Origin of the sequence: Bacillus sp. F56, from assembly GCF_001748205.1 — a bacterium.
Lineage (GTDB): Bacteria > Bacillota > Bacilli > Bacillales > Bacillaceae > Bacillus > Bacillus stercoris.
Map to the genome: position 1 here is coordinate 12,824 of NZ_BDFC01000010.1, position 12,583 is coordinate 25,406.

A 12,583-nucleotide genomic window follows, 5' to 3' on the forward strand; every position below is an offset into this window, starting at 1 on the left:
AATTCGCCTTTTACACCATTTTTAAAAGAAATACAAACGATAATGGTAGCGCTTTCATATATAGTAAAAAGAGAAAGGCTGTATCAAGCAAGCCTTTCTCTCTTTTTATTAGGATAATACTTTCATGACATTTTTGACAGATTCAACTGATTTATTCAGCTGCGCTCTTTCATAGTCTGTCAGTTCAAGTTCAATGATTTGTTCAAGTCCGTTGCCGCCTACAATTGTAGGAACGCCAAGGTAGATGCCTTCATAGCCGTATTCCCCTTCAAGATAAGCAATTGTAGGAAGGACGCGGCGCTGATCTTTCAAGATCGCTTCGACCATTTCTGTCAGAGAAGCCGCAGGCGCATAATACGCGCTTCCGTTTCCAAGAAGATTCACGATTTCGCCTCCGCCTTTTCTAGTGCGCTCCACAATTGCGTCAATCCGTTCTTTCGGAATGAGAGTTTCTAGTGGGATACCGCCGGCATAAGAATAACGCACAAGCGGCACCATATCGTCACCGTGTCCGCCGAGTACGAAACCAGTCACATCTTTCACTGACAGGTTTAATTCCTCTGCCACAAATGTTCTGAATCTCGCCGTATCAAGCACACCGGACTGGCCGATTACACGCTCTTTAGGGAAGCCGGATTCTTTGTACACCGCGTATGTCATTGCATCAACAGGATTTGTCAGCACCACAATAATAGAATCAGGAGAATATTTCACGATTTCCCGCGTAACGCTTCTCATAATCTTTTCGTTTGTAGAGACCAGATCATCCCTGCTCATACCAGGTTTTCTTGCGATACCGGCTGTAATGACAACAATTTCAGAGCCAGCTGTATCCTCGTAATTGGATGTTCCCGTAATTTTTGCGTCAAAGCCTTGAACCGGGCTTGCTTCAAGCATATCAAGCGCTTTTCCCTTTGTCGGGTTCTCCAATTGCGGAATGTCAACAAGAACAACGTCTGCCAGCTCTTTTTGAGCGATTAAAAATGCAGTTGTAGCTCCGGTAAAACCTGCTCCGATAACAGAAACTTTTTTACGAGTATTTCCCATGTCTCTCTTCTCCTTTATGGCTAGTTTTAGGCTTTTTCCTTGCTTAGTCCATGTTTTTGATCAGTTCTTCTCCGAACTCTGAACATTTCACTTCAGTCGCGCCATCCATTAATCTGGAAAAATCGTAAGTTACGACTTTAGAAGCGATTGTTTTTTCCATAGATTTGATAACCAAATCAGCCGCTTCGTTCCATCCTAAATGCTCAAGAAGCAGAACGCCTGAAAGAATAACTGAAGATGGATTTACTTTATCAAGGCCTGCATATTTAGGAGCCGTTCCGTGCGTCGCCTCGAAAATCGCATGTCCTGTTTCATAGTTGATGTTCGCTCCAGGAGCAATGCCGATTCCGCCGACTTGCGCAGCAAGGGCATCAGAAATGTAATCTCCGTTCAAGTTCATTGTCGCAACGACATCAAACTCGTTTGGACGCGTTAAGATCTGCTGAAGGAAAATGTCAGCAATGCTGTCTTTGATAATGATTTTTCCTGCTGCTTCCGCTTCGCTTTGCGCTTTGTTGGCAGCGTCTTTTCCTTGTTCTTCAGCAATGCGGTCATATTGAGCCCATGTGAAGACTTTATCTCCGTACTCTTTTTCAGCAAGTTCATAGCCCCAGTTTTTGAAGGCGCCTTCAGTGAACTTCATGATGTTTCCTTTATGAACAAGCGTTACGGATTTGCGGCCATGCTCGATTGCATAATCAATGGCAGCTCTGACTAAACGGCTTGTTCCTTCCTCGGAAACAGGCTTAATGCCAATGCCTGATGTCTCAGGGAAACGGATTTTGTTGACGTTTAACTCATTTTGAAGGAAGCTGATAAGCTTTTGTACTTCTTCTGAGCCTTTTGCATACTCGATGCCTGCGTAAATATCTTCTGTATTTTCACGGAAGATAACCATATCAGTATCTTCAGGGCGTTTTACCGGTGACGGCACTCCAGTAAAGTATCTTACAGGTCTTAAGCAGACGAATAGGTCAAGCTCTTGTCTGAGTGCTACGTTCAAAGAACGGATACCGCCGCCGACAGGTGTCGTTAACGGGCCTTTAATCGCGATAAAATATTCGCGGATCACATCTAATGTTTCAGCAGGGAGCCACTCACCTGTTTTATTATAAGCCTTTTCTCCGGCATAAACTTCTTTCCACGTAATTTTCTTTTCGCCTTTGTATGCTTTTTCTACTGCTGCTTCCAAAACCTTCGAAGCCGCGTTCCAAATATCAGGACCGGTTCCGTCTCCTTCGATAAACGGGATAATCGGGTTGTTTGGTACGTTTAATACTCCGTTAGAGACTGTAATTTTTTCACCTTGTGCCACAATAAAAACCTCCCAGTATGTAATTCATATTTAGAAAACATTTTATTTTTCTTATATAGAAAACAAAATGATTTTTCTCAACATTCAATTTAAAGTGTAACTCAAATTTGATGTTCTGAACAAGAGGCTAACCTCATTGACGCAAGCCAGCCTCCAATGGTTCTTTAGGCTCTTTCTTCAATTGGAACGAATTTTTGTTTGTCAGGGCCTGTGTAATCTGCCCGCGGGCGGATTAGACGGTTGTTGTCATACTGCTCAAGAATATGGGCGAGCCACCCGGACATTCTGCTTATAGCAAAAATCGGTGTAAACAAATCATGGTCAATGCCGAGACTGTGATATACAGAAGCCGAATAGAAATCAACGTTAGGCGGAAGCTTTTTCTCTGATGTAACGATGTCTTCTATACGAATCGACATCTCATACCATTTGCTTTCACCCGTCAGGTTGGTCAGGCGCTTGCTCATTTCTTTCAGATGCTTCGCGCGCGGATCACCATGCTTATACACTCGGTGGCCGAATCCCATGATTTTTTCTTTCTTTTCAAGTTTAGCGCGGATGTACGGCTCAGCGTTTTCCACTTCGCCGATTTCTGTCAGCATTTTCATAACGCCTTCATTCGCCCCGCCGTGCAGAGGCCCTTTAAGCGCACCGATTGCTGCAGTAATGCCTGAATAGATATCAGAAAGTGTCGCGACGCAGACCCTCGCTGTGAACGTTGACGCGTTCAGCTCGTGGTCAGCATGTAAAATCAATGCTTTGTTGAAGGCTTCAACCTCAATTGGTGAAGGCTCTTCACCGTTTAATGTGTAAAGAAAATTCTCCGCAATACCGTAATCTTCTCTCGGTTCTACAGGCTCAAGACCCTTGCGAATTCTGGAAAACGCTGCAACCAGGCCAGGCACCTTTGCCTGAAGGCGGATCGCCTTTCTGTAGTTGGCTTCCGGGTTCATGGTATCAGCCTCGCTGTCAAGCAGGCCTAATAATGAAATTGCTGTCCTAAGAGCAGCCATGGGATGAACATTTTCGAGGGAATAAGATTTGAAGTGCTCAATAATTTCTTGCGGAACGGCAGCTTCCTTTGCAAGCTGCTGCTTTAACTCTTCAAGCTCTTTTTTGTTTGGCAGCCTTAGATGCCAAAGCAAGTAGATGATTTCTTCAAAACTTGCATTCTCTGTCAAATCATCGATATCATACCCCACATATGTAAGGGTATCGTCAATAATAGAACTAACAGATGATGTTGTTGCTACAACCCCTTCAAGACCGCGTGTCGCTGTCATATATAACATCTCCTTTTCAATAAATTTCCCCTTTAAGAGTGTTGTAAAAACATGAGGCTTACTTAAAAAGCACGATGCAAGTATTTCTCTCCCCCAAAAAGAAAATGCTTACATTTTACTGGCTGCTAGTACTAAAACCCTTTGCTTATGAAAGAACATAACAAATTCTTATAAGCTTATTTAAGTTTAAGCCTATTCTCATTATAAACAATAATCAGACATTTGTTAAATGTTTACCTATAATTTTTTTTTTCATTCTGTGATTTCCCCGAAAAAACGCCTTTATTTGCGGGTTTTTGCATACAAAAAAAAGCGGCTTTAAGGCCGCTTTTTTCATGAAGTGAACAGTTTTACGATCTGCATAGCTAAATAAGCAATCCCCGCTCCGATCAGCGGGCCCACTGCTACTCCGCCAAAAAGCGCGACTGCGAGAATGGTCCCGATCACAAGGGCAGTTGTAATATGCGGGTCATTTTCCAGCAGAGTCAGGCCGTTTTTGGCAATCAGCGCCACTGCGATTCCCGCTCCCAAGGCGATCCATGCGTAGGAAGACCGCATTGCCTCTCCAAGCTGCTTAAATCCGATTTCTCCCGTGGCAATCGGGACAAGAACGGCGATGGTAATAATGGTCACACCCCAGTTAATGCCTTTTGACTGGATAGTCGGAAATAATTTCTGATCAAGTCCAACGATTTTGATGATCAAAAGGACGGATACAGCAAAAAGCAATGATTGATTTTTTGCGATAAGTGCGATGGCCAAGAGTAAAATTAAAAATAAATTCGCTTGTGTAAACACATGCCATCCCTCCTTTAAGGTGAATGTATTCATATTCAGCCGCAGCGTGAATACATATAAAAAATAGGACATGCTGACGAGAGGAGGACCGTTTTCGTGAATCAATCTTATATTACTATTTTTTTCAGAACCCTCTTTGTCATATCAATTACCGCAGGGTCGATAGCTGCGGCCTATTATTCGTTTCCGTTAACTTATCCTTTCCTGATCGCCCTTATTCTTTCATCAGTGATTCATCCTGTTGTCGATTATTTGGACAAAGTGACAGGATTCCCCCGAACGATAAATGTTCTGGGCGTACTTGCTTTTTTTCTGCTCGCAGCCTTCGGCGTTCTCACCATTCTGGTAGCCGAAATCGTAACGGGTACAGCCTATCTAGCAAAAACGCTGCCTCCGCATATCAGCACGTTTATTTCCTATTGCGAAAAATTGTTTACAACTCATATTCAGCCGCTCTATAACGAGTTAACTCTTTTGTTTCAAGAATTGGAAACGAACCAGCAGGCTTCCATCGTCACCCACATCCAGACACTCGGTGATTCAGCCGCTAAAAATGCCGGGCTGCTGCTGTCCCACATTCTAGAAATGATCCCGAGGTTTTTCGCGCTTCTTCCCAATACGGCGGCGGTTCTGATTTTTTCTCTTCTGGCAACATTTTTTATGACAAAGGATTGGCATAAGCTGAAAGCCATGCTTGTTTTGCTTCTGCCGGATCGTGTGGCAGCTAATAGTAAAGCGATCAGCAGCGAATTAAAAAAAGCAATGACTGGTTTTATCAAAGCACAAGCCGTCCTCGTTTTCATCACGATGGTGATTGTGTTTATCGGCCTTTCTCTCTTACAGGTTGAACATGCCGCAACAATCGCTTTTTTAATCGGGCTTGTTGATCTTCTCCCTTACTTGGGTGCGGGCTCCGTATTTGTGCCGTGGATTTTGTATTTATCGATTACAGGCCAGCTGCCCCAAGCGATCGGAATCGGCATACTGTATCTCGTCGTTCTTGTTCAGCGGCAGCTGACAGAACCTAAAATACTCAGTAAATCTATCGGGATCGATCCGCTGGCAACGCTCATCGCCCTGTTTGCCGGCTTTAAATTATTCGGGTTTTTAGGACTGATTGCCGGGCCGGCTGTTCTCGTCATTATCCAAGCTTTCATTACGACAGGCGCATTAAAGGAAGTATGGTCCTATATCACCGTTCAGCAAAAATAAAACAGCAGCCCATGTTACATGGCTGCCGTTTTTATTTGATGATGATCCGCTTATTCTTTGACATTCCTCTCAGCCATTTGAACAGAATTGGCTTACACCAGCCGCGGGTAAACGGGATAAGAAGACAGGCGCCGGCCAAATCTGATAAAAAGCCCGGAAGCATCAGCAATAGGCCGCCAATGAAAATGCATAGGCCGTCAGCAATCGCTTCTCCCGGCATTTTGCCATATTGAAGATCACGCTGAACCTTATAATACACTTCGGTTCCTTGTTTTTTTGCAGCTGCTGCTCCGATAATGCCTGTCAGAATCATTAAAAGAACTGTCGGCAAAATGCCAATCAGCTTGCCTGAAAAGAGGAATATGCCGATTTCTATTGCCGGAAACACAATAAAAAGCAAAAATAAAAATCTCATATCCAAGCCCCCCACACGTGTAACACGCCTCTGTTCAACATAAGGCAAGATAAAGAGAAAAGGAAGGGATTCCCCTTCCGTTTTCACCTGTGATTAAAGAACGCTCGCACGGCCTTGGTAGACTGCGCCTCTGGAAGCGTCAACTGTAATATCCTGGCCTTCTGTCAAAATAGATGTCGCATTTTCCAGACCAACGATAACCGGAATGCCGAGGCTCAATCCGACTACTGCAGCATGGCTTGTCAAGCCGCCTTCTTCTGTAATAAGAGCAGACGCTTTTTCAAGAGATGCAATCATATCACGGTCAGTGCTTTTGGTAACAAGTACCGCACCGTCAGTCATTTTTTGCTCAGCTTCTTTTGCATTTTGGGCAACGACAACCGTACCGTAAGCTGATTTGCGTCCAATGCCTTGGCCTTTAGCGATGATATCGCCGACAGTATAAACTTTCATTAAGTTCGTAGTGCCAGACTCACCGACAGAACCTGCCGTAATAACGATAAGGTCACCGTGTTTTACAATTCCGCTGTTCAATGATTTTTGGACGGCATCCTCAAGCATCTCATCTGTTGAGCTTGCATTTTGACCGCTTTCCGCGAATACGCCAGATACGAGGGCAAGCTTTCTGGAAATAGAGTCATTTACAGTAACCGCAACAATCGGTGCCTGCGGACGGTATTTTGCAATCATGCGTGCTGTATGGCCGCTTTCTGTCGGCGTTACGATCGCAGCAGCGCTCAGGTTAATCGCCGTATGCGCGACAGATTGTCCAATTGCGTCTGTAATTGTCATGCCTACCTGGTCTCTGCGTTTTGAGAGAATTTCTTTATAATTCAAAGCTTCTTCAGAACGGGACGCGATGTTATGCATGGTTTGAACGGCTTCAACCGGATAGCTTCCTGCAGCTGTTTCACCAGAAAGCATGATCGCATCTGTGCCGTCGAAGATCGCGTTTGCAACGTCACTTGCTTCCGCACGAGTCGGACGCGGGTTGCGCTGCATGCTGTCAAGCATTTGTGTCGCTGTGATAACAGGTTTGCCCAACGCGTTGCATTTTTTGATCAGTTCTTTTTGCACAAGCGGCACTTCTTCAGCTGGAATTTCCACGCCTAAGTCTCCGCGCGCAACCATTAAGCCGTCAGACACTTCGAGAATCGCATCGATGTTGTCAACGCCCTCTTGGTTTTCGATTTTAGGGATGATTTGAATATCCTGAGCGTTGTGCTCTTCAAGAAGCTCACGGATTTCAAGCACGTCCGTGGAACGTCGAATGAAAGATGGCGCGATGAAGTCTACTCCTTGATCAATACCGAAAATGATGTCTCGCGCATCCTTCTCAGTAATACCCGGAAGATTGACACTTACGCCCGGTACGTTAACACCTTTTTTATTTTTCAGTGTTCCGTTGTTTAATACTTTTGTTTTGATTTCGCGTTTAGCGGCATCTACATCAAGTACCTCAAGACCGATAAGGCCGTCATCTAACAGAATCGTTGAACCTTGTGCAACGTCATCGACTAAACCTTCATATGTCACTGAAATTTTATCTGTTGTTCCTACAACCTCGTCCATTGAAATGATAAGCTCTTTGCCTGTTTCAAGCTCAATGCCGCCGTTTTCCATTGTATGTGTGCGGATCTCAGGACCTTTTGTATCAAGCAGAATTCCAACGTTCTTGCCAAGTTTTTTGCTTGCTTCACGGATATTTTTAATTCTTGCACCGTGCTCCTCAAAATCTCCGTGAGAAAAGTTTAATCGAGCCACGTTCATTCCTGACTCCATTAATTTCGTAAGCATTTCAATACTTTCACTTGCTGGACCGATGGTACAAACAATTTTCGTTTTTCTCATTTGGTTCACTTCCTTCTGAAATCTTCAGCCTTCAGCTGCACATTAGATAGACAGTTCTTTTGAAAGCTGATACATGTTTTGCTCAACTGTGTGTTTTGTCTCCAATATTTCTATAATATCATGGTCTACAAGCTTATTGTTTTGTATACCTACACAGCGTCCGCCTTTTCCTTCAAGCAGCAGTTCAACTGCATATGCGCCGAGACGGCTTGCCAACACACGGTCAGCAGCACTCGGAGAACCTCCGCGCTGGATATGGCCCAATACAGATACCCTAGTTTCAAGATTTGTTTCTTCTTCAATGCGTTTCCCGAATTCAACCCCGCTGCCTACACCTTCGGCAACAATGATAATGCTGTGCTTCTTGCCGCGTTCGTGGCCGCGTTTTAAGCGGGCAATGATTTCGTGCATGTCATAGTCTGCCTCAGGGATTAAGATCGATTCCGCGCCCCCTGCAAGACCGGCCCACAATGCGATATCGCCGGCATGACGGCCCATTACTTCGATCACATATGTACGTTCATGAGAAGTCGCTGTATCTCGAATCTTATCAATTGCGTCAATTACTGTATTTAAAGCTGTATCGAAACCGATGGTAAAATCCGTGCCCGGAATGTCATTATCAATTGTACCCGGTACACCTACACATGGAAACCCGTGTTCCGTTAATTTTTTCGCACCCATATAGGAACCGTCTCCGCCGATAACAACAAGGCCTTCAATACCAAGCTTCTTCAAGTTTTCTATACCTTTTTCACGGCCTTCAACTGTTTTGAATTCTGGACATCTTGCCGTATAAAGCTTTGTGCCTCCACGATGTATAATATCGCCTACTGATCCGAGTTCAAGCTTTTCAATCTTTCCGCTGATTAATCCCGCGTATCCGTTGTAAATACCGTAAACTTCAACGTCATGATAAATCGCTTTTCTGACTACTGCGCGAACTGCTGCGTTCATTCCCGGGGAATCCCCGCCGCTCGTTAATACCCCTATACGTTTCATTCTCCATTCACCTCAGCAACATATATGATTAAACATAACATGATCATTGCCCTAAAAACAATGAAAAGGGATCTCCATCCTCCCTATGAAACCTTACCTATTATACAATTAAATAAATCGTTTTTAAATAAAATTTAAGGAATGTCACAAAAAATAAACGTGAGCCAAAGGCTTCACGTTTATTTAGTTTACCCCGATATATTGATCTTCAACCGAGACTTTGCCAATCGCTTTATATTTTTCATAGCGCTGCTGAATTAATTCTTCTTCGCTCAGCTTCAACAAAGTTTTTAACGATTGTTTAAGGGTTTCGTCCATATAACTTGCCTGCAGCTTTACATCGTGATGCGCTCCGCCTTTTACTTCTTTAATCATATGATCTATAATACCTAATTCTTTTAAATCCGGCGCAGTGATTTTCATGGTTTCTGCTGCTTTTTTAGCAAGACTGGAGTCCTTCCATAAAAGTGCCGCGGCACCTTCTGGAGAAATAACAGAATAAGTAGAGTTTTCCAGCATATGCAAGTGGTTGCCTACACCCAGACCAAGGGCTCCGCCGCTTCCGCCTTCACCAATGACGATGCAGATAACAGGTACTCGGAGGCCGGCCATCTCAAATAGGTTTTTGGCAATGGCTTCGCTTTGTCCTCTTTCTTCCGCTGCTCGTCCAGGGTATGCCCCCTTCGTATCAATAAAACAGATAATCGGTCTATTAAATTTGTCAGCCTGTTTCATCAGACGCAGCGCTTTTCTGTAGCCTTCAGGATGCGGCATCCCAAAATTGCGGACAAGGTTCTCCTTCGTATCTTTCCCGCGCTGATGCCCGATTACCGTTACAGGAAGGCCGTGGAACTTCGCAATCCCGCCGACAATGGCTTCATCGTCACCGTATGCTCTGTCTCCATGACATTCAAAAAAGTCAGTAAACAGGTGTTCGATATAATCAAGCGTTGTCGGACGGTCAGCCAGACGTGCGATTTGGACCCGGTCCCATGGTTTCAGATTTTTGTAAATATCATCCTGAAGCTTAGCGAGACGGTCTTCCAGCCGTTCAATTTCCGCACTTAGATCCATATCGGAATCTTGGGTGAATTTTTTTAGTTCGGTGATTTTGTTTTGCAGTTCGATCACCGGTTTTTCAAATTCTAATCTTGGAGCCACTCAATGTCACCTCCTGTTTGATGCATATCCAGCAGATTTTCTAACGTTTTTTTCATATCGTCGCGATGAATAACCGCATCAAGCTGTCCATGTTTTAATAAAAATTCAGCCGTTTGAAAGTCCTCAGGCAGTTTTTCTCCTATTGTCTGTTCAATAATCCGTCTTCCGGCAAAACCGATCAGCGCGCCAGGCTCAGCGAAATTGTAATCGCCAAGAGATGCAAAGCTTGCTGATACGCCCCCAGTAGTCGGATGAGTCATCACTGAAATGATAAGGCCCTGTTCATCACTGAACAGTTTTAACGCAGAGCTTGTCTTAGCCATCTGCATCAAACTTAATATGCCTTCCTGCATTCTAGCACCGCCTGAAGCCGTAAAAATAATAAACGGAACTTTATCAGCTTTTGCTTTTTCAATCGCAAGCGTGATTTTTTCACCGACGACTGAACCCATGCTGCCCATTCTGAATGAAGAATCCATGACGGCGACAACAGCCGGGTGTCCTCCGATGGTGCCCTTACCTGTCACAACAGCCTCGTTTAAGGATGTTTTCTCGCGATCTTTTTCAAGCTTTTCCAGATATCCCGGGAAACCAAGCGGATTTTCCGACAGCATTCCCTGGTTGAATTCCTCAAAGGATTGTTCATCCATCAAGCTTTCGATACGCTGTTTTGCGTTCATTGGGAAATGATAATCGCAGTTCATGCATACCCGCATATTTTTATCCAACTCTTTAGTGAGCATGATTTTTTTACACTTAGGACATTTTGTCATAATGCCTTCCGGAACATCGTGCTTCGCTTGATCAGATGGTACGGAAGCATACTTTTTCTTTTTCGTGAATATATCCTTTAACAAATGATTACCTCCCTTTTGTGAAGGGTTCTCTTCACCGCATGTCATCAAACAGATAGACTTGCTAATAACTTTACCGAAACTATTGTACTTTTTTTGTCAAACGCTGTCATCCTCAATTCGACAACTTTTTATTCGATGACGTGCTCGGAAAGGCTGGGATGAAATCAGATAAGGTGTTGAAACGACAAGGTTGACAGCGTATTCAAAAATAATGTTAAACCCGGCTGAAATTTTTTTAAGGCCAACCCCCTAAAAAAATTTCAGCCGACAGTTTAACTTGAGAACAGCGCGCTGGTCTCCGCCAACGCGCTGCCATTTTTGGAACGAATTAAAATTATTCGCCAATAATCGTAAGTTTTCTTGTTTTTTCTGCGACTTCCTCAGGGTCAACAGTGATTCTTGCAACACCTGTTTCCATCGCAGCTTTTGCCACAGCCTTCGCAACAGCAGGCGCAACACGTTTATCAAACGGTGCAGGGATGACATAGTCTGCGCTAAGCTCATCTTCTGAAACCAGTGAAGCAATGGCTTCAACCGCTGCGATTTTCATTTCTTCGTTAATGTGAGTGGCACGCACGTCAAGCGCTCCGCGGAAAATACCAGGGAATGCAAGGACATTGTTTACTTGGTTCGGGAAGTCAGAACGTCCTGTTCCGATAACGCTTGCGCCGGCTTCACGCGCATCTTCCGGCATGATTTCCGGATTTGGATTTGCCATTGCAAAGATAATCGGGTCTTTTGCCATGCTTTGAACCATTTCTTTTGTTAACGCACCCGCTACAGAGACACCGATAAATACGTCAGCATCAACGATGACATCTTTCAGAGAACCGTCTTTACGGTCTTGGTTCGTGAATTTCGCCACTTCGTTTTTGACATCGTTCATGCCGTTCGGGCGCCCTTCATAAATGGCCCCTTTAGAATCGCACATTACAATGTCACGAACGCCGTAATGGTGAAGAAGCTTGATAATCGCAATGCCGGCCGCACCCGCGCCGTTTGCGACAACCTTAATGGATGACATTGATTTTCCAGACAGTTTCAGTGCGTTTACAAGACCTGCTACCGTTACAATGGCTGTACCGTGCTGATCATCATGGAAAACAGGGATGTTTGTTTCTTTTTTGAGGCGCTCTTCAATGATAAAGCAGTTTGGCGCTGCAATGTCTTCAAGGTTGACGCCGCCAAATGTCGGCTCAAGCAATTTAACAGTTTCTACGATTTTATCAACATCGTTTGTGTTTAAAGCAATCGGAAACGCATCTACGCCCGCAAAGCTTTTGAATAGAACGGCTTTTCCTTCCATAACAGGAAGCGCGGCTTCAGGGCCGATGTTTCCAAGGCCAAGCACAGCTGTACCGTCAGTTACAACTGCTACCATGTTCCCCTTCATTGTATAATCATATACTTTGTTAATGTCTTCATGAATATCCTTACACGGTTCTGCAACACCCGGAGAATACGCGAGGCTTAAATCTTTCGCGTTTCTGACCTCTACTTTTGATTTAGACTCCAGTTTCCCCTGGTTGACTTTATGCAGGTGTAATGCTTCTTCTCTTAATGACATTCTCTTAAACACTCCTTATGGATATTTTTTGATTCGTATACTGCTGCGTTGTTTGCTGCATTCTGCGGAGTAAAA

The 12,583-nt window shown here is 44.2% G+C and carries 11 protein-coding genes; 1 reads left to right on the forward strand and 10 read right to left on the reverse strand.

Annotated features, from left to right (window positions below):
• Positions 1-108 precede the first annotated feature (108 nt).
• The 4 genes from mdh to BFW96_RS17070 all read right to left on the reverse strand — a co-directional run bounded on the left by mdh (position 109) and on the right by BFW96_RS17070 (position 4,443).
• Positions 109-1,047: a malate dehydrogenase gene (mdh, locus tag BFW96_RS17055; protein ID WP_069840112.1), complete on the reverse strand. Its 939-nt coding sequence runs from the start codon at positions 1,045-1,047 to the stop codon at positions 109-111.
• 43 nt (positions 1,048-1,090) lie between these two features.
• Positions 1,091-2,362, reverse strand: coding sequence for an NADP-dependent isocitrate dehydrogenase (gene icd, locus BFW96_RS17060; RefSeq protein ID WP_069840113.1), 1,272 nt, complete (start codon positions 2,360-2,362; stop codon positions 1,091-1,093).
• A 164-nt stretch (positions 2,363-2,526) separates the two neighbouring features.
• Positions 2,527-3,645 carry a citrate synthase gene (gene citZ, locus BFW96_RS17065; RefSeq protein WP_014664943.1) on the reverse strand — a complete coding sequence of 373 codons (1,119 nt, stop codon included), beginning with the start codon at positions 3,643-3,645 and terminating at the stop codon, positions 2,527-2,529.
• A gap of 333 nt (positions 3,646-3,978) precedes the next feature.
• Positions 3,979-4,443 carry a DUF441 domain-containing protein gene (locus tag BFW96_RS17070; protein WP_004398695.1) on the reverse strand — a complete coding sequence of 155 codons (465 nt, stop codon included), beginning with the start codon at positions 4,441-4,443 and terminating at the stop codon, positions 3,979-3,981.
• A gap of 96 nt (positions 4,444-4,539) precedes the next feature.
• Here BFW96_RS17070 and ytvI point away from each other — a divergent pair, with 96 nt between their 5' ends.
• Positions 4,540-5,655, forward strand: a complete 1,116-nt coding sequence (ytvI, locus tag BFW96_RS17075) for a sporulation integral membrane protein YtvI (RefSeq protein WP_069840114.1) — start codon at positions 4,540-4,542, stop codon at positions 5,653-5,655.
• A 31-nt stretch (positions 5,656-5,686) separates the two neighbouring features.
• On the opposite strand, the gene BFW96_RS17080 is transcribed toward ytvI, so the two are convergent.
• The 6 genes from BFW96_RS17080 to ystJ all read right to left on the reverse strand — a co-directional run bounded on the left by BFW96_RS17080 (position 5,687) and on the right by ystJ (position 12,508).
• Positions 5,687-6,070 carry an FxsA family protein gene (locus tag BFW96_RS17080; RefSeq protein ID WP_014664946.1) on the reverse strand — a complete coding sequence of 128 codons (384 nt, stop codon included), beginning with the start codon at positions 6,068-6,070 and terminating at the stop codon, positions 5,687-5,689.
• 93 nt (positions 6,071-6,163) lie between these two features.
• On the reverse strand, positions 6,164-7,921 hold the full coding sequence (gene pyk / locus BFW96_RS17085; RefSeq protein ID WP_069840115.1) for a pyruvate kinase: 1,758 nt from the start codon (positions 7,919-7,921) through the stop codon (positions 6,164-6,166).
• Between the two features lie 42 nt (positions 7,922-7,963).
• On the reverse strand, positions 7,964-8,923 hold the full coding sequence (gene pfkA / locus BFW96_RS17090; protein WP_003237788.1) for a 6-phosphofructokinase: 960 nt from the start codon (positions 8,921-8,923) through the stop codon (positions 7,964-7,966).
• 183 nt (positions 8,924-9,106) lie between these two features.
• On the reverse strand, positions 9,107-10,084 hold the full coding sequence (gene accA / locus BFW96_RS17095; protein ID WP_014664949.1) for an acetyl-CoA carboxylase carboxyl transferase subunit alpha: 978 nt from the start codon (positions 10,082-10,084) through the stop codon (positions 9,107-9,109).
• On the reverse strand, positions 10,069-10,941 hold the full coding sequence (gene accD / locus BFW96_RS17100; RefSeq protein WP_040082155.1) for an acetyl-CoA carboxylase, carboxyltransferase subunit beta: 873 nt from the start codon (positions 10,939-10,941) through the stop codon (positions 10,069-10,071). Before accD ends, accA begins: the two co-directional genes overlap by 16 nt.
• A gap of 334 nt (positions 10,942-11,275) precedes the next feature.
• Positions 11,276-12,508 (reverse strand): NADP-dependent malic enzyme, encoded by a 1,233-nt coding sequence (gene ystJ / locus BFW96_RS17105; RefSeq protein WP_014664951.1) that lies wholly within the window; start codon positions 12,506-12,508, stop codon positions 11,276-11,278.
• Positions 12,509-12,583 lie beyond the last annotated feature (75 nt).

Bases quoted from the DNA above. Each gene is read 5' to 3' on its own strand.
- pyk (WP_069840115.1), bottom strand. From the start codon at position 7,921: ATGAGAAAAACGAAAATTGTTTGTACCATCGGTCCAGCAAGTGAAAGT.
- BFW96_RS17080 (WP_014664946.1), bottom strand. From the start codon at position 6,070: ATGAGATTTTTATTTTTGCTTTTTATTGTGTTTCCGGCAATAGAAATC.
- mdh (WP_069840112.1), bottom strand. From the start codon at position 1,047: ATGGGAAATACTCGTAAAAAAGTTTCTGTTATCGGAGCAGGTTTTACC.
- ystJ (WP_014664951.1), bottom strand. From the start codon at position 12,508: ATGTCATTAAGAGAAGAAGCATTACACCTGCATAAAGTCAACCAGGGG.
- pfkA (WP_003237788.1), bottom strand. From the start codon at position 8,923: ATGAAACGTATAGGGGTATTAACGAGCGGCGGGGATTCCCCGGGAATG.
- citZ (WP_014664943.1), bottom strand. From the start codon at position 3,645: ATGACAGCGACACGCGGTCTTGAAGGGGTTGTAGCAACAACATCATCT.